Raw genomic sequence first — 21,910 nt, forward strand, 5'->3', positions numbered from 1 at the left:
ACTTATCGCCCTTAGGGCAAATTGGCGAGTGACCTAACCGCGCTCGCCCTCCTTATTTAACGTATCTCTGCTCAATTTTTCTTCCGATTCAGTTCGGAGGGTTAACTATGGGAAAAATTCATGAATTTGAACACTATTTCATCGCATAGCTTCTTTCAAATGAACAACAAAATCCAAAACTACGCTTGGGGAAGCACCTCTTCTATTCACGATTTGTTTGGCTTTTCTAACGAAACGAATGAGCCTCAAGCAGAAGTATGGATGGGTACTCACCCAAACGGCTGCTCTGAAGTTCAGGTTGAGCAAAACACGCTGCCTTTGTCTGAACTGATCAAACAAAACCAACCCGCTTACTTATCAGCAGAAACCGCAGCGAAATTTGGCGACCTGCCCTTTCTGTTTAAGATCTTAGCGGCCGAACATGCACTGTCGATTCAAGTTCACCCAAGCAAACAAGATGCCAAAATAGGCTTCGAAAAAGAACAAAGTGCCGGGATCCCACTAAACGCAAGCCATCGTAACTACAAGGATCCAAACCATAAACCTGAGTTGGTGTACGCGCTGACAAGTTACCAAGCCATGAACGGTTTTCGTTCGTATGACGAGATTATTGAGGCATTTGGCCTTTGCGATATCGATGAGCTACGCACACCGCTAGATGCATTCAAACGCGAAATCAACTCACAAGGTTTACGCGATTTCTTTGTGCACATTCTGACCATGGAAGGAGAAACAAAAGAGCGAGCACTGAAACAGCTTCTTGCCCACGCTTCACGTCAATCGGAGCAAGGCACTGACAGCGACGTTTTCCAGCTCATCTTGGATCTATCCACTCAATACCCTGGCGATGTCGGCTTGTTTGCGCCATTACTGTTGAATGTCATCACGCTGCAACCTGGCGAAGCGATGTTCCTGAGCGCAAGAACGCCACACGCTTACATTAAAGGTACGGGATTAGAGATCATGGCGAACTCAGATAACGTTTTGCGTGCAGGACTCACGCCGAAACACATGGATGTTGAAGAACTGGTTAAATGCACAGACTTTGTGCCTAAGCCGTTTAACAGCCTTGTTCTAGAACCCAATGCCGATGGTTGCCAAAGCCTTTATCCGGTCCCAGTGGCAGACTTTAGCTTCTGCATTCTAAACCAACCGAACAATGAAGTGGTTGAGGCAAACAGCGCAGAGATTTTGATGGCGATTGATGCCGACCTGACACTCATCAGTGATAACGGTGAGACGTTAACCGCTGCGAAAGGACAATCTGTATTTGTTCCTGCTTACGTTGGCCATTACCGTATTCAAAGTACGGGACGTGTGGCTCGCGCCTTCAACTAGTTTTTGAATAACTGATTCAAACTAACGTCTGACCCAAGGGACTGGGTTAGACAATTTATTCCTTTCATAGATTGAACCATTCCGCTTTTAAGGCACTCATGCTTACACCTTGCCGAATCCAAACACCTACAGGCCAGTTTCTCTAAGAGCCATAACCTCCCGGCTCTGCCATTTACTGCAACATTCATTGTCAAAACCCATTTATGTCCGGTAAATTCGTCGCCCCAATATCAAATCACTTGGATAATAAAGGCGCTTGCACAGTGGTATTTGTTGCAAAACGTATAATCAACGTTGTAATCAAAGCCTCAATCACTACAATCTCTGGTTCGATTTCTCAGTTAACGTTTGTATGCCGAAGTTAAACCAAGATAACCCTGTTCAAAGCTCCGCCCTTTCCGATATCGAAACCAGCAGTAAGATTCAATCGGCATTAGAACCGAAGTTTAACAAGCCAGAGAAACGTCTCTGCTTAAGCCCTGGCCTGTCGGATAAGCATTTGGCACGCCGTTGGCAAGTATTGGAACACGTGACCAATAAAGATCATCTTCTTGATCCTTTCACGCAGTCACATTGCGACGCTTACTCCAACAACATCGAGCACTTCATTGGTACTGTCAATGTGCCGGTCGGCATCGCAGGTCCTTTACGCGTCAACGGTTTGTATGCGAACGATGACTTTTTGGTTCCGCTCGCAACGACAGAAGCCGCGTTAGTCGCTTCCTACAACCGTGGCGCAAATCTTATTACCGCCGCTGGTGGCGCAAGCGCATTGTTGCTGAGTGAAGGGGTGAGCCGAACACCAGTATTCGCCTTTAATAACCTTGCCGACGCTGGCCAGTTCGTCAGTTGGGTTGTTACCCAGTTTGAAGTATTTCGTCAAATTGCGGAATCCACCACCTCACATGGCAAACTCAAAGATATCAATGTAAATATCGAAGGAAACCACGTTTATTTGGTCTTTGAATACGTGACCGGTGACGCTTCCGGACAAAACATGGTGACCATCGCAACAAACGAAGTGTTCCATCATATTTTGGCGACCAGCCCAATCAAACCAACTCAAGCATTCTTGGATGGCAACTTATCAGGCGACAAAAAACCAAACGCGCACACACTGCGCTCAGTACGCGGTAAGAAAGTATCCGCCGAAGTGACCATTCCTGCTGAGTTGGTGGAAAAATATCTGCATACAACGCCGGAGTCTATGGTTCAATTTGGCAAAATGACAACGGTGGGCGGTTTACTCAGCGGGACAATTGGCGTCAATGCGCATTACGCAAACGCCCTTGCTGCGCTGTACATTGCTTGTGGTCAAGATGCCGCTTGCGTTGCAGAGTCTGCCATTGGTATCACTCGTATGGATGTGGACGCTCAAGGCAACTTGTACGCGTGCGTAACCTTGCCAAACATCATGGTGGGAACGGTTGGCGGGGGCACAGGCCTTCCGACACAAAAAGCATGTTTGGATATTTTGGGTTTGCACGGAAACGGCAAAGCGAAAGCCTTAGCCGAAGTCGCAGCTGCGCTTTGTCTGGCTGGCGAACTCTCGATTGTTGGCGCATTTTGTGCCGATCACTTTTCTCGTGCTCACCATAAGCTTGCCCGAAAATAACCTTTGTTGCTTTGTACAAGAGAACATCCGTGTGGTTTTCTCTTGTGCAAACCAATGGACTTTATTTATTGGCTCAATAATTTTTTGAAACTAACTTAAGCCTTAACAAACATACCAATCTCTTGTTAACAGTACTTTAGCTGTCCCCCTTCTATATCCATTGCGATATCTCTGCTTATTACTCTTCACTGGCCATATTTAATATCAGTATCTTAGAAAAAATAGCATCAAAAACTTCTAGCACTATAGTACCAAATTCATCGTTTGAGTTTTTTGTTCACCACTTATAGCTACTATACTCGCCTATGCAGCTGCTTGATTTTCATAAATTTACTAAACAGCTCAAAAGAGCTTAATAACTCCCGTTAAATGGACTTAAATCGTTACTTCGGGTAAGCGAGTTAACTATGAGACGTCAGAAGCTAAATAAAATCTCTGCTTGGGTACTAGGATTGGCTATCTTATTGCTGAGCCATGTGTCTAATGTATCAGCACAAATACAGCAATCCCCATCCGATCAAACCGTTGCGCGTTTTCTCTATCAAACCTCTTTTGGACCAACACCTGCGTTAATTAATGAGGTTAGGGAAAACGGGTTAGAGGATTGGATACAGAAACAAATCAACCTGCCAGCAACCTACCATCAACCACTTTATCAAACGCCTTTTTCTAAAGGCCTACAGTCAAACCGAGAAAATGCTTGGTATCAAATTGTTGTTACTGCTGAAGATCAGCTTAGGCAGCGAACGGCTTATGCATTGAGTCAGATCGTAGTCGTTTCTCGTTATGGCGGCGTTCTTTCCAGCAAACCTACAGGGTTGGTGAATTACTACGATCTGTTGGTTGAACATGCGTTTGGCAACTACCGAGACCTGTTGTACGACGTTTCCATCCATCCAGTCATGGGAAGCTATTTATCTATGCTCGGTAGTGCAAAAGAAAATAGTACGACAGGAACGCTTCCCGATGAGAACTTTGCTCGAGAGTTAATGCAGTTATTCACTATCGGTTTGTATGAACTCAATTTAGATGGCAGTAAAAAACTAAACCACGCAACAGGCAAACCTATCCCCACGTACAATCAAACTGATATTCAAGAGCTCGCGCGAGCATTAACTGGATGGAAAAATTCCGACATCGCATTCGTGAAACCGATGCGAGTTATCAGTCAAAGACACGACACCGGCGAGAAGCGATTTCTAGGGAACGTGATCCCATCGGGTCTAACCGCACAAGAAGAGCTTTCAAAAGTGATTGATATGTTGATGTCTCACCCAAATGTTGCTCCATTTGTTTCAAAGTTACTTATCCAACGTTTGGTCAGTTCAAATCCAAGCCCAGAGTACGTCGCGCGTGTTGCTACGATATTTAACAACAATGGGGAAGGAGAAAAAGGCGATCTAACCGCCGTTGTTCGAGCCATATTGCTCGACCCTGAAGCATTAGGGATGACGGATACCCCGCCTATAAAAGTGAAAGAACCGATACTGGTCCTGACTAATTTTCATCGAGCATCAGGTTTTACGATTAAAGGTTCACGTTACGAAGACGCAACAACGATGATGAACATCGCTAATCAAGGGCCGCTTCGTTCTCCTTCCGTGTTTAATTTTTACTCTCCAGACTATCAGCCGTCTAACGAGTTTACGGAGTCTGGTATTAACTCTCCAGAGTATGAACTTCTCAATTGGTCTGTTTATACCGATTTGGTCAACTATATGTTAACCAGCACTCGTAGAGGAGGTGGTGATTCCTACCACTTCGATCTTAACGAGTTTTATCTTCTTCTGGACGATCACCGTGCCTTAGTCGAATTGGTTAACGAGCGTTTCTTTGCTGGAACGGCTTCTGCTGAATTGAAAGAGCTCATGCTCACCGCCCTGAATGATTATCGTGGGGACTATGTGCCAACAACAAAACTCGCTCTAGTGATATTTACCGCCATTTCTGGCGACGAATTCTATATTCAGGATTAGGAGTGAATTATGGACATTTCACGACGACATTTTATACAAAGCACGCTATCGATGGGCGCACTAGCCTCTCTTAGTCTGCCAGGTTACTCTCTCGCAGCGCCATCCAATGACTTTCGAGCATTAATATGTGTGTATTTAGCTGGCGGAAACGATGCATTCAACACCATACTGCCATTATCGGAGGCGCACTATCATCAATATTCCAAAGTCAGAGGGCCACTCTCTGTCGCCAAAGAAGACATACTCCCTATCAATTTGAGTGCTGTCGATAGCTCAAATCACCCAGTTAAGCTCGGCTTACACCCCAAGTTAAATGCGTTAACTTCCGTTTTCGAACAAGGCGATGCCAGCATCGTGCTCAATAGTGGCATTCTCAACCATCCCGTCACCAAACAAGCTATTGAGCAAGGTGAAGCATCACTACCCGAGCAACTGTTTTCTCATAATTCTCAAACAGACGCTTGGTTACTTGGTGGAATGAGCGAGTCTAAAAATCTTGGTTGGGCTGGCAGAATGTTGGATGTATTAAACTCTGAATCAGAAATAACACCGCTATACAGTGTGCATGGCAACTCGCTTTGGTTACGGGCAATGGAACACCGCCAAACCGTCCTGAAAAAAGATCGTGCAGTTCAGCTTACCGCGATTGATAACCCGCTATACAAGGGGATCTATGATCGCCTTCTCTCTCATCAAACTGACAATCCATTTAATGGTCATTTTAATTTGATGGTTGATGAGTCGATGGTAATGAGTAGTGTCCTGAGCGAGCAACTCAACCACATTGCTGACGAGCCGCTGTTTACGTCATCGACGCTCGGCAAGCAGATGCAAACCGTGTACAAATTGATAGCAAGCCAAGATGTATTGAAGCAGCAACGACAAGTCTTCTTCGTTAAACACTCTGGGTATGACCTACACGATTCGCAACTGGCACGTCATCCAGTGTTACTTGAGGATCTCGCGACAAACCTTTTAGCAATGTATCGTGCAGTCGAACGGTTAGGGCTAAACAAGCAAGTCACCTCTTTCACTATGTCTGACTTCGGTCGACGGATGATGAGCAACGGAAATGGTACCGATCATGGCTGGGGTGGCCATCAACTATTAATTGGAGGCGCGGTAAATGGGAAACGACCTATCGGTACATGGCCGGAACTAATACTGGGCGGAAACGATGATTACTCTCAAGGCCGACTCATACCCAAAATTGCCGCTGATCAAGTTGGTTCAACACTAGCACAGTGGATGGGCGTGAGTGATAACGCTGCACTGGAATACGTGTTCCCGAACATCCGTAATTTTACCCATTCAAACCTGGGTTTTATGTCGTAAGATATTTTACAGGTAGCTGTAGAACACATCATCAAATAAGGGAGCCTCGCGCTCCCTTACTCATCTTATGTTTGCAAAGTGTCCGTTACACCTCGTCGCGACGGCGTTCGTTACACAGCTTAATGGCACGCTCAAGTAATTCTAGCGCGGATTGCTCACATTCAGGCAGAACCGCATCACTTTCACCAATTGGCGTTACGCGGTCACCCCATTTCAATACTGCCGCACCCCATGTCAAACCTGCACCAAACGCAGCAAGAAGCATGTTATCACCTGGGTTAACTCGACCTTGCTCTACCGCTTCACACAATGCAATTGGCACCGTCGCAGCTGAAGTATTGCCATAGTTTTGAATGTTAACAAACGCTTTGTCGTGTGGAATTCCAGACAGGTCACACAAGGTTTGAATAATACGAATATTCGCTTGATGCGGAATCACAACATCGATTTGTTCCGTCGTTAACTGTGATGCTTTCAGTACGGTTTTCGCAGCTAGCCCCATACCTTTTACTGCACGTTTGAAAATTTCTTGTCCTACAAAGTTGAAATCCCAGTAACCGTTGTCTTCCGCAAAGCGATCCATACAAGTACCAAACTTTGGTACGGACAGAATATCGCGGCCTTTTGCGTCACAACCGATTTGAGACTGTAGTAAACCCGTTTCTTTTTCCGTTCTTGATAACACAACGGCGCCCGCACCATCACCAAATAGAACAGCGGTATCTCGCATTGCCCAATCGATGTAGAAAGACAATCTTTCCGCACCAATAATGATCGCGTTATGATAGTTACCTGATTGAATCAAACGTGTGCCCGTTTCTAGGCCATAGACAAATCCCGTACATGCGGCATTTAAGTCAAAGGCAGCGGCTGCACGAATACCTAGGTTCTGCTGTACCTTAGACGCGATATTTGGAATCAATGAATCTGGTGAACAAGTCGCCACAATGATTAAATCCACGTCTGTTGCATCGACGCCTGCTCGAGCTAATGCATGTTTAGCAGCAACGGTCGCCATGTCTGACGTGTTTACATGACTAATACGGCGGTTTTCGATACCAGTGCGGGTTCGAATCCACTCATCGGAAGTATCGAGGAAAGTGCTAAGATCATCGTTAGAGAGCACGGCTGGCGGAACACATTTCCCCCAACCTGTAATTTCAGCGTAGTAATTTGTCATCGCAGACCTATTTATTGTTGTATTTTAATAAAATTTCTTAGAACCTTAGGCTCAAATACAAACCTGCGCTGCGTTATTTCGGCAGGTTAAAAAATAAGTATACAAATAATGAGGCTGACTGGTAAGTCATGTTTTCATCAATACGTAATAAAGGAAGAAGTCATGTCATCGTTTAAAACTCGCTGCCCTTCGTGCGGCGGTCTAAATCGTGTCCCTAATGAGCGCGTTGCCGAATCTGCAACTTGCGGTAAATGTAAAAGTGCACTTTTAGACGGCTCGCCTATCGAAGGTACACAAGATAACTTTTCTGCTCTATTACAAAGTGATATGCCTGTTGTAGTAGATTTTTGGGCCCCATGGTGCAACCCGTGCGTTGGTTTTGCTCCTGTTTTCTCTGATGTTGCTCATGAGCAAGCCGGAACGGCTCGTTTTGTTAAGATTGATACCGAAGCTCAACAACAACTTGCGACGCAATTTGGTATTCGCAGTATTCCTACCATTATGGTTTTCAAGAATGGTCAACGCGTTGATATGATCAATGGTGCGTTACCTAAAACTCAATTCGATCAATGGTTAAATCAAGCACTTACTAAATAATCTTCCACGCCAACCTTGTTTGTAGGTTGGCGTTTTTATGCAACTTATCAACCTATCTAGTTAACAAATATTATTTATCGAAACGACTTAAATTTATCATTTTACTTGCCTAACTATTAGCCTCATATTCGCGCCGAATAACCCTTAGATTTCATTTAACTTATAGGCGCAAAACAGTGGAAAACACAGTCGTTCCTGCAGCATCACCACGAGTTACAGTTCCAGTCGTCGCACTGTCTCTTTATGCGGTGGCTTCGGGCTATTTAATGAGCTTGATCCCTCTCATGCTCGGTGAATACAACATCTCAGCAGATTACGCGAGTTGGTTGGCGAGTGTGTTTTATGGCGGCTTATTAACCGGTGCTATTTTTATTGAACGTATCGTACGTCAAGTTGGTCACCGTAACGCGTTTATTGGTTGCTTGGCCGTATTTTCGCTAACTATCGTCACACTACCCGTGTTTGCTAACGGATTGATGTGGCTTGCCGCTCGCTTTATTGCGGGTATCGCGGTTGCTGGTGTTTTTGTCATTGTTGAGTCTTGGCTAATGTCTGGAGACGAAGCATCGCGTGCGAAACGTTTGAGCTTGTACATGCTATCGCTTTATGGTGGTTCAGCATTAGGCCAGTTTGGTATTGGCGTGCTTGGCGTAAGTGGCGGCGTTCCGTTTATTGCGATCACGACGTTGATCCTAATGGCGATGCTGGTGCTAATGTTCATTGAGTGTGAGCAGCCAAACAGCCATGAATCAACCGCTTTATCATTTAAGCAAATTGCCAAACTAAACCATGCAGCAATTATTGGTTGTGTTGTTTCAGGTTTGACCTTAGGCGCGATCTACGGATTAATGCCAGTTGAGTTAACTAACCGTAAAATTAGCCATCAAGACATTGGTACATTGATGGCGCTAGTGATTCTAGGTGGCATGCTAGTTCAACCAATGGTGACCGCGTTAAACAAATACATGAGCCGCACAGTGCTAATGGCGTTTTTCTGTATTTTGGGTATTTTTTCGATCGGTATGACGTTTATTTCCTCGTCAGCCGTGGTATTGGCTGCTGCATTATTCTTTTTAGGTGCAGCTACTTTTGCTTTGTACCCGATTGCAATCAACTTAGGTTGCGAAGGTCTTGATGAACGCTTTATTGTCTCTGCGACACAAGTCATGCTGTTTAGCTACAGCATCGGCTCTGTTGCTGGTCCTGTTGTCGCTGATAAATTCATGGGCCAAGAACACGGCTTGCTAGGCTACTTGTTTGCCGCTTTGGTTGCGACTGGCGTATACATGCTACTTGCTGCGAGCAAAACCAAGCAGCGTATGGCCGCTGGCCTCTAACCACGCCGCTTCTACTCAACGAAAACGAGGGCATGTCGCCCTCGTTTTTTTATTCTTCGAATTTTTGTTTAGATAAACGCTTGTGACGGTTTGACGCGTTCGCTGCAGGCTTTTCCGGTACCATGCGCTTTTCATGAAGCAAATGACGAACCGCCAAGATGGGATGTTTCAGTAACATTCTGGGGCCAGAGTAACGCATGACCAAACGCATTTGTTCTTTCGGCTCTGGTTTGTAGCAGTGAATCGGACATTTGTTACACGTCGGTTTATTCTCTCCATAAGGACAGCGGTCGAGGCGCACTTCTGCGTATTCAAGCAGCTCACGACATTCTGAGCATAAGTCACGTTTTGTTCCATGATGGTCATGACAGTAAACCTCTACCATGGCTTTTACTGTCTTAAATTCAGTGGCGAGTTTGCCAAGTAAAATATCGCTCATGCGCTATCCAAAAATCACAACATCATTGTGTAAAGTTCTAACGTGCGGCCATTATCATATTGCTGCTCAACTCGTTCAAACTCAAAGCCCAGTTTTTTGAGCAAACTTATACTACGAATATTGTCATTATTGGTGATGGCAACCAAATTATCGAGTTTCATTTCCTCTCTAGCGTATTCCAGCACTGCGGTTGCAGACTCCGTTCCGTAGCCGAAGCCATAAGCGGAAGGTAAAAATCCATATCCGAGATCATAGTATTGTAATGTGTCACGTTTAACCAACCCACAAATCCCGATGGGTTGCCCATCTTCTTTCTTCTCTACAACGAGTAAACTCACGCCTTTAATTTGTTGCATGCGTAGCATGTTTTCTTTTATGTAACGCGCCGCTTCATATTCGGTACGAATTTGTTTGTCTCCGACAAAACGGTAGAAGTCTGGGTGGTTATAAAGTTCTAGTATAAATGGTGCATCATCTACACTCACAAGACGCAGTATCAAACGTTCGGTGTACAGTGTTTTCATTTGGGCTCCATTAAAACGCGATAGATGATTGGACATAGGAACGTACTTGAATTTTGCGACCGATACCGGCGCTTATTTAGTTGTAACTTGATAAAAAAGTAACTATCCTGCCTCGCTAAATTAAAGGACCACCACCATGAACCGCAAGAAGAAAATCAATCAGATCTTGAAAGCGAAGCAGAAGAAGCATAACGCTAAGCTACATAAGAGCAATAAGCCGCGTTATATCTCCAAAGCTGAACGCGCGAAAATGGAAGCTGAAGAACAAAACCAAGCTTCAGAACACACGGAAAACGTTGTAGACACAGCGCAGACAGATCAAGCCTAAAAGAAAAGCCGCTTTCAGCGGCTTTTTTGATATTCGGAGAGAGTTAGCTTTAGTATTCGACACTGTAGTTCAGTGTGAATGTGCGACCTCTTCCTTTGTAGTCGTACGCTGCTGCATCGTAGTGTGCTGCATAAAGAATCTGCGCACGTTGTCCCCAAGCGGTTGTGAAGTCTTCGTCAAATAGGTTTTGAATACCAAAACCTAACTGCCCGATAGGTAGTGTTACGTTACCAAGAAGATCAAACGTAGTGTATCCATCTAGTTTATTGTTTGCGTCATCTTCGTAATCAAACATCGTCTGGCTTTGTAAACGTACTGAATAGCCATCCTGATAGTAAGCCGCCCACGCGTTCGCTTTTGATGTACTTGCTTTACCCGCGCTTAGATCTTCCCACTTACCGTTGGTTTTCAGCTCAGAAACCACATAGTGACCTGATGCACCTAACAAAATATCACGGTTTACCCAGTAGTTAATGTTTGCTTCGGCACCGTATACACGTTGCTCGTCATCAACATTGGTGATTAGGAGCGTCTTCTTGTCATACTTGATTGAGTTATCCGACACCGAGTAGTAACCCGCCGCTTGCAGTGCGACAGTATCGGTATCTAATCGGTAACCGATTTCATAGCTGTCCGTTTTGATGCCCGACATTTTTGAGTCAGATACGTTAATGCTATTGTTCAACGCGTAGTGACCATTTGCATCCGCGGCATCGTAGCTACCTTGGCCGTAGTACTTTGCAGGATCAGCGAGTTCGAAACCTTGAGAGAAGTTCGCCCAAAGCTGAGATTCATCGTTAAGCTGATAAATGGTGCCCAAATTAAATAAGCTCACAGAGTAGTCAGTGCTGCCACCTGGTACCGCATCCGCTGATACACCATTACCCGATGCGATCTTCTTTTGTATACTATAGGCAACAAAATCATCAATCTTATTGTCCATGTATTGGTAGCGGTAGCCTGCTTGTACTGACCAATCTTGATTGATTTGGTAATCCCCTTGGACAAACATTGCGTAAGACGCCACATCAACATCTGGGTAACGCCCCACTTCGGCATAGGTTCGATTAATTAAGTTCCCAGAGCTGTTCGCAATGGTTGGATCGAACAGAGCCTGGTTACTTTCAAAACGGTCTAAGTACGCATCGACACCATAAACAAGTTTGAATGACTCCCAGCTTTTAGCTAACGCTAAGCGCCCAGCAAAAACTTCTGTTTTTTGTTGAGAGGCACTTTGGTAATAAGGAGTAAAGGTTTGGTCTTCACTACGGTAAGATAACTCGCCTATCAGTTGATGACCGAATACGCTGTCGTGAGCGTAATTCGCACTTAAGAGAACTCGCTCTGTACCATGTTCACGGTCGGAATCGAACCCCTCTCGTACATCAACAAATTTATTGTTAACAATGTACAAACCGTATGGCGAATCTTGCTGGCTGTCATAGTATTGTGCGACAAGGTTTAACTTGCTGGCATCGGAGATTTGAATCTCGGTCGATCCCATAACATCGAGCGTTGAATTATACTGCAAAGAGCCCTGTGAAATGTCTGGGGTGACAATGTCGCCATTTGCGTCAAATGCACCTTGTGTCTCGGTGTACACAACCGAACCTCTAGCGGTAATTCGCTCATTACCACCCGAGATAGACTGAGCGAGTTTGTAATCAAAGTCATCGCTGCTATTAAAGCCTGTAGTGCCACTCACGTAGGATTCAAACGACAAGTCATCCGAGTACGCTTTCTTGGTGATAATGTTAATAACACCACCAGTAGCGCCTGCACCATAAATGGAGGTTGCACCAGATAGTACTTCAATTCGCTCGATGTTGAATGGGTCTATTGCATCTAACTGACGACTAATCGGGCGAGAAGACTGTAACGAGACACCATCAATCATTACCAACATTGCTCTACCGCGAAGGTTCTGACCATAGTTAGTTCGACCACCGGTGCCGACGTCTAAAGAAGGGATGGTTGCAGAAAGAATATCACCCAGTGTCTTGCCCGCACGATATTGCTGAGCAATCTCTTCTTGGCCAACAAACCAAACCGTTCCTGGAATATCGGAGATCGATTTCGGCATCACACTGCCTACAACAACCAATTGCTCATCGCTCGGAGTCGATGTTTGTTGAAGATCTTCTGCTGCTATTGAGCTAACTGCGTATCCACTGCTCATCGCAAGTACGATGAGATTGAAAGAAAACGTCCTTTTCATCATTGTATTTATCTTTTTGTTGTCAACAAGAGCATGCAATGATACTTATTCTCACTCTCAAATCGAGCACTGTTACACAAGTTAAATAAATGTTAATTAAGAACCTTCTTGCTCATAAGCTGTCGATTTTCCTCTAAACGAGGACAATCTGCACAAAGCTTTCTGCCTTCACACTTATAGACTAAACAACAACTTTTTCTTACTAACTTTAGCGGCTGATCAGATTCCGTCTCATGAAGTGAGCGGCTATTATCAACATCCAAACCCATTGCGCTTAGCCACAAGACCGCATGCTCCTGAAGTGTCGAGTTAGTCATTTGCGGAAAGCGCTGTTGGAGACGAATTAAACAAGCCATGATTCCGTCCGACATCAATTGATGGGTGAAGCCAGGACGAATGCGTGTCCATTGACTCATCTCTTGTTGATAGAAGTCGAACAGTTCTCGGATTTGACGCCCCGCCTCTTTTATCAACGCTTCTGGCTCGCCATGTATATGCGCTTCGTCGGCGAATCGGTACCCAGAAACAAAACAAGGTTTGAGGTGCTGCGCTATCTCGCGAATGTTTGGCAACGTGTGGTAACCGTAAATGGAGATGAATGCGACATAAACTGGCTGCCAACAAAGTAAATCCCACGTTCTTGTCAACCAATATGCTTTTCCCGCTTCCGGATGAGCCTCCGAGATTTGCTGGTAAAGGCCTTGGATGATCGGGTTGATATCATTCTCGATATGGATAGCTTCTTGCCCTATCTCGCCGATATCACCGTGTAGATAAGGTGTAATCTCACTCGAAGTTTGAAACAGTTGCGGGAAAAATTGCTCAGACATGATGGCTTATTGTTGGTGTAGTCATTCTGACACCTTTATACCCAAGCACCAATCGCAATGCAAACTATTATCCTTTGCGTTTTCATAACAAAGAAGCACTCTTAGGGTTAGTTATGACTGTATTTCCGAGTTCTGTGAAGCTGTAAGGTCTGGTTAAGTATGCGATGAATAGCAACAAACTCTTAAACCTCTTCGCATTTAGCGCTGACATGACCGCAAAAATACACAGCATAAAAACACCCTGATAAAACTGTGTTAACAGTTTCCCTGTGTAGCGTGAGTTATTGCCAATAATTGAATATTGCAGTTTCTTATCCAGCGGATTGTGAACAACATGAAGTATTTTCTTTCTGAATATCGAGACAATACAAAGAGGTAATTTGGCTATGTAGCCCTCTGTTTTGAATAAGGAAATCCACATGTTGTATCTTGAGTTTCTATTTTTGCTCGTGATGCTGTATATCGGCTCACGTTATGGTGGTATAGGCCTTGGTGTCGTATCCGGAATTGGCTTGGTGATTGAAGTATTCATCTTTAAGATGCCGCCAACCTCTCCTCCTGTCACCGTCATGTTGATCATTTTAGCGGTGGTAACATGTGCTTCCATTCTTGAAGCCGCTGGCGGTTTGAAATACATGCTGCAAGTTGCCGAGCGTGTGCTTCGTAAGAACCCAAAACGCGTCACCCTTATTGCTCCTTTCGTGACTTACTTTATGACCTTCCTGCTTGGTACTGGCCACGCGGTTTACTCCATTATGCCAATCATTGGCGACGTTGCATTGAAAAACGGCATTCGTCCAGAGCGTCCTATGGCTGCCGCTTCTGTCGCCTCTCAAATCGCAATCACAGCCTCGCCAATTTCAGCGGCCGTAGTTTACTACTTGGCGCAACTCTCTGATATTCAACACGAGATCACTCTGCTCTCAATTCTGCTCGTTACTGTACCTGCAACCTTATTCGGTACGTTGTTGATGTCACTTTACAGCCTAAAGCGTGGTAAAGAGCTAGACGACGATGAAGAATACCAAGAGCGTTTGAAAGATCCTGTGTGGCGCGAAAAGATCCTCAACACAACTGCGACGTCTCTTGATGAAGTACTACCAACAAGTGCTCGTAACTCTGTATTGCTGTTCATTGCATCGATCTTGGTTATCGTCGTTATCGCGATGTGGCCAGACATTCGTACCATCGTAGATGGCTCGAAGCCAATCAGCATGGCAGTTGTGATTCAAATGATGATGCTTTGCTTCGGCGGTATCATTTTGCTTGCGACCAAAACTGACCCGCGCGACGTACCAAATGGGGTGGTATTTAAATCTGGTATGGTGGCGGCGATTGCTATCTTCGGTATTGCATGGATGTCAGATACCTACTTCCAGTACGCTATGCCTCAATTTAAATCTGGCATCGTAGAGATGGTAACCAACTATCCTTGGACATTCGCGCTTGCATTATTCATTGTGTCGGTTGTGGTGAACTCTCAAGCTGCAACGGCTCGCATGATGCTGCCTGTTGGTCTCGGCTTAGGTTTGGAACCTGCGCTGCTTATCGGCTTGATGCCAGCGGTATACGGCTACTTCTTTATTCCCAACTACCCTTCAGATATCGCGACTGTGAACTTCGATACCTCGGGCACAACTAAGATTGGTAAGTGGTACTTCAACCACTCATTCATGTCTGTGGGCTTAATCGGCGTGATTGGTGCGTGTTGCTTGGGTTACTTGCTAGGGCAAATGATCATTCCTTCGTAACTAGCCAAATCAACGATAAATTAGAGGCGAGTCATTGTACGTTTCGTACAGCCTGAGTGACTCGCCTTTCTTTATTGCACTATTCACTACAGCAAGAAATCGTCATCAATCGCGACAAAATTGTCGGCACAATCAATCAGAGTTTGGGATGTTAGCTTAGGTACACCATAAACGGTCACCGTTTTATTGAAGCGCTGCTGAATTCTCTCTACTAGCAGACTAAAGTCTCCATCTCCCGAAACTAGAATCACTTCCTCAACTTCGGGAGCAATTTCAATTGCATCGAGAGTAATACCCACATCCCAATCGCCTTTCGAGCTGCCATCACGACGCTGGATGTAGGGTTTAAGCATCACCTCAAATCCAACACCACGAAGAATATGGTGGAACTGACGTTGCTTGGGATCATTGCTCGCAATTGCATAAGCACGAGCACTTACCACCTCTTTCCCTTGTGTGGCAACATACCAAAACTGGTTGTAATCAAAATTGCTTCGATACGCTTCGCGACAGGTGTAATACACATTCTGTACATCAACCAAAATGGCGATTTTTTGTTTGCTTTCCGAACTCATCTATTTCTACGCTCAATTTATTTGCTGCCTACCCTATGCCAGTTTTGGAAAAAGCACAATGAGCCAATTCCACTAAACTTAACGTATAAAAAGTTATTTGGGTTTCTAGGGGAACTGTCATGGGCGGAAAGTTACTAGTGATACTGCTTTCTTGTATCTTGTCATCGACAGCATTTGGTTATCCAGCGCACTCCAAATACTGGCCACATAGAAGTGTGCTCTACTTTGCGCCAGAAAATGATGAATACGTCAAACAATTCTTGCTAGAAACACTTATGAATGAGTGTGAGTTGGAAGACAGAGATGTCGTCACGCTGGTCATTACAGAACAAGGTTATACTTTTCCTGCTTGGCTTAAAGAAGAGTTCGACCTAAAAATGCTAGCTCGTCTTTATGAGGTCGAAAAAGGTTCTCATACCGCTATTTTGCTTGGTAAAGATGGTCTAGAAAAGCACCGCTGGGGCGCAGAAACAGACTGGTCGTTTATCAACAACCTCATTGATCAAATGCCTATGCGTAAGCAAGAAATGCAGAGGCAACAAAGCCCCTGTAAAATATAGTCACTTCTGGGCAGTATTACTTTGCGAACCAATCCAACTTGTTGTGAAGTTGAGTCACGCTGCCAACCACAATCAATGCTGGGCTCACGGCTTGCTCTGCCATGATCGATAGCTCGTTCAACTTTCCTTGGAACACGCGCTGCTCTGGGCGCGTACCGTTTTCAATAATGGCGCATGACATCTCAGGATCTAACCCATGAGTGATCAGCTTATCCATAATATGGCCGCTTTGCTTCAAACCCATATAGAACACAAGTGTGTTGTTGGATTGCGCTAGTGAATGCCATTCAATCTCACGACCATCTTTTTGTACATGACCAGTGATAAATTGAACGCTTTGTGCATGGTCGCGGTGTGTTAATGGAATACCTGCGTAAGCCGTTGCACCCGCAGCAGCTGTGATACCCGGAACCACTTCGTATTTGATGCCGAATTCTGCTAGCTCTTCTAGCTCTTCACCGCCACGACCAAAGATAAATGAATCGCCGCCTTTTAGACGTACAACGCGTTTACCTTCTTGCGCTTTTTGCACCAAGATTTGGTTGATTTGATCTTGAGGCACGCAGTGAAAATCGAGCTTTTTCCCAACATAAATCATCTCTGCTGATGCATGCGCCAACTCAAGAATCTCTTTTGATACCAATCGGTCGTACACAACAACTTCAGCCGCTTGAATGGCTTTTAAGCCTTTTACTGTGAGTAAATCAGGGTCACCAGGACCTGCACCAACAAGAGAAACAAAGCCGCTGTTTAAAGATGAGTTAACAGTTGTCATATCAACGCCTATCGAAAATTTGGACATAAAAAGTAACACTCAAGTCATTAACTCAAGGTTAAAATCACCCCAAGGAGTTATTACTTTTTATAGCTAAATCAATACAATACTTATCGAAAGTTAAATGAGTTGAACAGCCCTACCTACCATAGGTAGGGCCAGATAAAAGCGGTTTATTTTGCGATTGCAGGCTCTGTTTTTACTTCTTCTTCAACTACGTTGATAGAAGGCGCTGTTTTTGCGTGAGTTAGGTACAGTGGAATACAAGTCATTACGAGACCACCGACAATATTACCTAGAATGGTTGGAATAAGGTTGAAGTTCAACCAAGTCGCGATACCAAAATCCGCACCTAGAATCATACCTAGTGGGAATAGGAACATGTTTACTACTGTGTGCTCGAATACTAGAGCGAAGAAGATGAAGATTGGGAACCACATCATTGCTACGCGACCAGATACTGAACGTGCTGTCATGTTGCCGATAACGCCTAGACATACCATTAGGTTACAGAAGATGCCGCGTACGAAACACGTGATCCATCCGTCCATACCCATGTTTTCAAAACCAAGGCTACGCGCGGTAGAAACAGCCACAAATTTCTTCGCTACTGCATTCAGTTCTAGAGAGAAGTTACCTGTTAGAGAGATAGCCACTAGGTAAGCAACGATCAGAGAACCGATAAGGTTACCCAAGCCTACAAGACCCCAACAACGGAAGATACGACCCCAAGTGATGCCCGGACGGTTAGCAAACTTAGCCAGAGGCGCTAGACCAAAAACACCGGTTACTAGGTCATACCCCATCACACTTAGAATTACGAAACCAACGGGGAAAACAAGTGCTCCTACAAGACCGATACCCGTTTGTACAATCGCGGTAATAGCAACCACCACCGCAAGCGAAAGAATAACGCCAGCCATCGTACCGCGAAGCAGAAGGTCTCGCGTGCTTGTATTAGTTTTCGCTTCACCAACATTGATCATGGTTTGCACGAATTCTGCAGGCTTAAAATCAGTAGACATGAATGTGTCCTTATCCAAAATTGAAAGTTAAAAAGTTAAAGATTGAATAGAGAAAGGCTTCCCGTTGACACCTGAACGCTGTCTACAACACCTCGCTTCCCTGTTCCCCTGAGATGATGCTTGGAAAGCCTTTGTCTATTAAATCTAGGTTTCAGTTCATTCCCTCCCCCTAAGAGGAGGGAATGAAAACCAAGCTTACGCAGAGATTTCTACTTCGCCGTTGGTTACGCGGGTTTTGTACGCTTTCACGCTAAAACGCTCGTCTTCCATGCACGCACCTGTTGTCAGGTTAAAGCGTTGCTTCTTAAGTGGGCTAGCCACCCAAAGCTCGCCTTGGTGCTCACAGATCAAACCGCGAGAAAGCACGTTTGATTGGAAGAACGGGTCTGTGTTGCTGATCGCCAGCACTTCTTCTGCTTGTGTTGGGCGGAATACCGCAACTTGCTGACCATCAACCAGTGCACAAACACCTGTGCCCGGTACGATGTCGCTGATTTGGCAAATCTTTTCAAATGACATAATCAACCTTCCCTTATGCTTCAGTGATCGCTACGTGTAGGATGTCGCCTTTCGCTTCAGGGTGCTTTTCCGTGAAGGTTGCTGGGCGGTGCTGTTCACGCTCTTGTACAAACACAACGTTGTCATCGCGCTTGTCAGAGTTGATGAAGTGCGCGAAACGAGTCAGTTGTGATTCGTCGTTGATGGTCGCAGTCCACTCACACTCGTACTCGTCTACAAGCTTCGCTACGTCTGCCTCTAGTTGAGCGTTGATACCAAGCTTGTCGTTAACAATCACTTCGCGTAGGTAGTCAACGCCACCTTCCATGTTTTCCATCCAAACTGATGTGCGTTGTAGTGGCGCAGCAGTACGGATGTAGAACATCATGAAGCGGTCGATGTACTTGATTAGTGTTTCTTTATCTAGGTCACTTGCAAGTAGGTCTGCGTGACGAGGCTTCATACCACCGTTACCACATACGTACATGTTCCAACCTGCATCAGTCGCGATAATGCCAAGGTCTTTACCTTGTGCTTCCGCACACTCACGAGTACAGCCAGAAACACCGAACTTCATCTTATGAGGGGTACGAATGCCTTTGTAACGGTTCTCGATGTAAGAACCCAGACCAACAGAATCTTGAACGCCGTAACGACACCACGTTGAGCCAACACAGGTCTTCGCCATACGAAGGGCTTTTGCGTACGCTTGACCTGTTTCGAAACCAGCGTCGATAAGCTTGCGCCAGATCTCTGGAAGATCGTCTTTTTGAGCACCAAACAGACCAATACGTTGAGCACCGGTTACTTTGGTGTATAGGTTGTATTCTGCTGCAACGTTCGCTAACGCACCCAGTGCTTGAGGTGTTACTTCACCACCCGCCATACGTGGGATAACAGAGTAAGTACCGTCTTTTTGGATGTTACCTAGGAAGTTATCGTTCGTGTCGTGCAGCTTAACCAGTTGTGGCTTAAGAATGTGCTCACCCCAGCAAGAAGCCAAGATAGAACCAGCCAGTGGTTTACAAACTTCACAGCCGTAACCTTTACCGTATTTCTCTAGAAGCTCATCAAACGTTTTGATCTCTTCAATACGGATTAGGTGGAACAGCTCTTGGCGTGAGTATGCAAAGTGCTCACACACGTCGTTCTTCACTTCGATACCAGATTTAGCAAGCTCAGCATTTAGAACAGACGTCACTAGAGGAATACAACCACCACAGCCTGTACCTGCGCCAGTCACTGCTTTGATGTCAGCAAGCGTATGATTACCATCAGCAACCGCCTGTGCGATCTTGCCTTTTGTCACGTCGAAACAAGAACAGATCACTGCGCTTTCTGGTAGAGCGTCTGCACCTAATGCTGGTTTCTCAGCGCCTGCGTGAGCAGGAAGGATCAACGCATCTGGGTGTTCTGGTAGGTCGATTTCGTTCAACATAAGTTGAAGCAGGTCGCCGTAGTCAGAGGTGTCACCAACCATAACCGCGCCAAGTAGTTTCTTGTTGTCTTTAGAAACGATAAGACGTTTGTAAACTTCTTGTTCTTCGTTCTGGTAAACGTAACTCTTACAGCCTTCAGTACGACCGTTCGCGTCACCGATTGAACCTACTTTTACACCTAGAAGTTTCAGCTTCGCAGACATGTCAGCGCCTTCGAATTTGCTTTCTGTGTTACCTAGTAGGTGGTCAACAGCAACTGTCGCCATCTTGTAGCCAGGAGCAACAAGGCCGTAGAACATTTCGTTCCAAGACGCACACTCACCAATCGCGTAGATGTTCTCATCAGAAGTCTGACAATGATCGTTGATAGCAACACCGCCACGAGGTGCCACTTCTAGCTCCATTTGGCGTGCTAGTTTGTCTTGTGGACGAATACCTGCAGAGAATACGATGAAGTCTGTTTCTAGCTCTGCGCCGTCAGCAAAACGCATAACGTTGCGTGCGTTTGTGCCTTCTGGCGCAATCTCAAGCGTGTTTTTGCTAGTGTGAACGTTCACGCCCATACGCTCGATCTTTTGTCGAAGTTGGTTACCACCAGCAAGGTCAAGTTGCTCAGCCATTAGCTTCGGTGCGAACTCAACAACATGCGTTTCTACACCCAGTGCTTTCAATGCGCCTGCTGCTTCAAGACCTAGCAGACCACCACCGACAACAACGCCTGATTTGCTCTTCTTCGCACACGCTTCGATCGCTTTAAGATCTTCGATAGTACGGTAAACAAAACAGTCTTTGCTTTCGTGACCTTTGATAGGTGGAACAAATGGGAACGAGCCAGTAGCAAGAATCAGCTTGTCGTATTGAACTTCACGGCCAGTGCTTGAGTAAACAATGCGGTTTTCACGGTTGATGTTAATCGCGCGTTCGCCGATCAGCATGTTAATACCGTGTTTCTCGTAGAAGCCTTCTTTTACTAAAGAAAGTTCATCTGCAGTATGGTGAGAAAAGTAAGAGGAAAGGTGCACACGGTCGTATGCGACACGAGGTTCTTCACAGAAAACCGTAATGTCTATATTAGACATATCAGCTTTCTCGACTAAGTCTTCAATATAACGGTGCCCTACCATACCGTTACCGATGACTACTAGCTTCAACTTGCTCATTATAATTCCTAAGGGTTAGGTTCTTATCACTGAGCTCATTGTTAGTTGTGAAAGAAAATTAATACATGATGTAAATCAATTACAATTTCAAACTACCCTAAAGGGGTAGATGAACGTATTTATCTGACTATTGCGAAATAAAAAGTAATTTATTAACGGATATTGGTAGTTTTAACAAACTGAGATAACCGAAGCCATGCTAGCAACGGACTATACCGTTTTGCTTTTATGAAGTTAGGCTGACCATCGAAACCGAGCACACCTACGATAAATCCTGTTTTGCTTCTAAACGACGCACTCACTTGACTTCACCGTTTCAAGGTGATCAGAGAACAATATCTGAAGTGATTGAAAGATTTAGAAAAATCAAGCTTCACAACAAAAATTTTTTACTAGCTAAGTCGCACTAT

19 protein-coding genes are annotated in these 21,910 nt (G+C 45.1%); 9 read left to right on the forward strand and 10 right to left on the reverse strand.

Going from position 1 to position 21,910, the window contains the following annotated elements; genetic code table 11:
* The first annotated feature begins 120 nt into the window (after positions 1–120).
* From manA to R7O03_RS13140, 4 genes are all read left to right on the forward strand, one after another.
* A complete protein-coding gene (gene manA, locus R7O03_RS13125; RefSeq protein WP_318131760.1) occupies positions 121–1,338 on the forward strand; it encodes a mannose-6-phosphate isomerase, class I in 1,218 nt (405 codons plus the stop codon).
* Positions 1,339–1,690: 352 nt separating this feature from the next.
* Positions 1,691–2,953, forward strand: a complete 1,263-nt coding sequence (locus R7O03_RS13130; RefSeq protein ID WP_213866328.1) for a hydroxymethylglutaryl-CoA reductase — start codon at positions 1,691–1,693, stop codon at positions 2,951–2,953.
* Between the two features lie 407 nt (positions 2,954–3,360).
* Positions 3,361–4,929, forward strand: a complete 1,569-nt coding sequence (locus R7O03_RS13135; RefSeq protein WP_213874082.1) for a DUF1800 family protein — start codon at positions 3,361–3,363, stop codon at positions 4,927–4,929.
* A gap of 9 nt (positions 4,930–4,938) precedes the next feature.
* Positions 4,939–6,264, forward strand: coding sequence for a DUF1501 domain-containing protein (locus R7O03_RS13140; protein WP_318131761.1), 1,326 nt, complete (start codon positions 4,939–4,941; stop codon positions 6,262–6,264).
* An 85-nt stretch (positions 6,265–6,349) separates the two neighbouring features.
* Here the strand turns inward: R7O03_RS13140 and R7O03_RS13145 are convergent, their stop codons facing one another.
* A complete protein-coding gene (locus R7O03_RS13145) occupies positions 6,350–7,444 on the reverse strand; it encodes a ketoacyl-ACP synthase III (RefSeq protein WP_213866326.1) in 1,095 nt (364 codons plus the stop codon).
* 162 nt (positions 7,445–7,606) lie between these two features.
* On the opposite strand from R7O03_RS13145, the gene trxC reads away from it, so the two are divergent.
* Positions 7,607–8,041: a thioredoxin TrxC gene (trxC, locus tag R7O03_RS13150; RefSeq protein WP_005387991.1), complete on the forward strand. Its 435-nt coding sequence runs from the start codon at positions 7,607–7,609 to the stop codon at positions 8,039–8,041.
* 176 nt (positions 8,042–8,217) lie between these two features.
* Positions 8,218–9,378, forward strand: a complete 1,161-nt coding sequence (locus R7O03_RS13155; RefSeq protein WP_033907039.1) for an MFS transporter — start codon at positions 8,218–8,220, stop codon at positions 9,376–9,378.
* A gap of 49 nt (positions 9,379–9,427) precedes the next feature.
* Here the strand turns inward: R7O03_RS13155 and R7O03_RS13160 are convergent, their stop codons facing one another.
* The gene (locus R7O03_RS13160) at positions 9,428–9,817 is read right to left on the reverse strand and encodes a nitrous oxide-stimulated promoter family protein (protein WP_054575964.1); all 390 of its coding nucleotides are present in this window, start codon (positions 9,815–9,817) and stop codon (positions 9,428–9,430) included.
* A 14-nt stretch (positions 9,818–9,831) separates the two neighbouring features.
* Positions 9,832–10,341: a GNAT family N-acetyltransferase gene (locus tag R7O03_RS13165; RefSeq protein WP_054579612.1), complete on the reverse strand. Its 510-nt coding sequence runs from the start codon at positions 10,339–10,341 to the stop codon at positions 9,832–9,834.
* A gap of 136 nt (positions 10,342–10,477) precedes the next feature.
* Here R7O03_RS13165 and R7O03_RS13170 point away from each other — a divergent pair, with 136 nt between their 5' ends.
* A complete protein-coding gene (locus R7O03_RS13170) occupies positions 10,478–10,669 on the forward strand; it encodes a DUF2986 domain-containing protein (RefSeq protein ID WP_005376066.1) in 192 nt (63 codons plus the stop codon).
* Between the two features lie 49 nt (positions 10,670–10,718).
* Here R7O03_RS13170 and R7O03_RS13175 read toward each other — a convergent pair whose 3' ends face one another.
* Positions 10,719–12,890, reverse strand: a complete 2,172-nt coding sequence (locus R7O03_RS13175; protein ID WP_318131762.1) for a TonB-dependent receptor — start codon at positions 12,888–12,890, stop codon at positions 10,719–10,721.
* An 89-nt stretch (positions 12,891–12,979) separates the two neighbouring features.
* On the reverse strand, positions 12,980–13,717 hold the full coding sequence (locus R7O03_RS13180) for a siderophore ferric iron reductase (RefSeq protein ID WP_042520969.1): 738 nt from the start codon (positions 13,715–13,717) through the stop codon (positions 12,980–12,982).
* A 419-nt stretch (positions 13,718–14,136) separates the two neighbouring features.
* On the opposite strand from R7O03_RS13180, the gene R7O03_RS13185 reads away from it, so the two are divergent.
* Positions 14,137–15,468 (forward strand): anaerobic C4-dicarboxylate transporter, encoded by a 1,332-nt coding sequence (locus R7O03_RS13185; protein WP_005376060.1) that lies wholly within the window; start codon positions 14,137–14,139, stop codon positions 15,466–15,468.
* A gap of 86 nt (positions 15,469–15,554) precedes the next feature.
* On the opposite strand, the gene R7O03_RS13190 is transcribed toward R7O03_RS13185, so the two are convergent.
* A complete protein-coding gene (locus R7O03_RS13190) occupies positions 15,555–16,043 on the reverse strand; it encodes an NYN domain-containing protein (RefSeq protein WP_005387978.1) in 489 nt (162 codons plus the stop codon).
* Positions 16,044–16,162: 119 nt separating this feature from the next.
* Between R7O03_RS13190 and R7O03_RS13195 the strand changes: the two genes are divergently transcribed.
* Positions 16,163–16,603, forward strand: coding sequence for a DUF4174 domain-containing protein (locus R7O03_RS13195; protein WP_005387976.1), 441 nt, complete (start codon positions 16,163–16,165; stop codon positions 16,601–16,603).
* 16 nt (positions 16,604–16,619) lie between these two features.
* Here R7O03_RS13195 and cobA read toward each other — a convergent pair whose 3' ends face one another.
* From cobA to nirB, 4 genes are all read right to left on the reverse strand, one after another.
* Positions 16,620–17,378: a uroporphyrinogen-III C-methyltransferase gene (cobA, locus tag R7O03_RS13200; protein ID WP_025767740.1), complete on the reverse strand. Its 759-nt coding sequence runs from the start codon at positions 17,376–17,378 to the stop codon at positions 16,620–16,622.
* 173 nt (positions 17,379–17,551) lie between these two features.
* Positions 17,552–18,403 (reverse strand): formate/nitrite transporter family protein, encoded by an 852-nt coding sequence (locus tag R7O03_RS13205; protein WP_033907034.1) that lies wholly within the window; start codon positions 18,401–18,403, stop codon positions 17,552–17,554.
* Positions 18,404–18,598: 195 nt separating this feature from the next.
* Positions 18,599–18,922, reverse strand: a complete 324-nt coding sequence (gene nirD, locus R7O03_RS13210) for a nitrite reductase small subunit NirD (RefSeq protein WP_005387969.1) — start codon at positions 18,920–18,922, stop codon at positions 18,599–18,601.
* Between the two features lie 13 nt (positions 18,923–18,935).
* On the reverse strand, positions 18,936–21,500 hold the full coding sequence (nirB, locus tag R7O03_RS13215; protein ID WP_318131763.1) for a nitrite reductase large subunit NirB: 2,565 nt from the start codon (positions 21,498–21,500) through the stop codon (positions 18,936–18,938).
* Positions 21,501–21,910 lie beyond the last annotated feature (410 nt).

This window comes from Vibrio sp. Vb2960 (assembly GCF_033337665.1).
Classification (GTDB): domain Bacteria; phylum Pseudomonadota; class Gammaproteobacteria; order Enterobacterales; family Vibrionaceae; genus Vibrio; species Vibrio alginolyticus.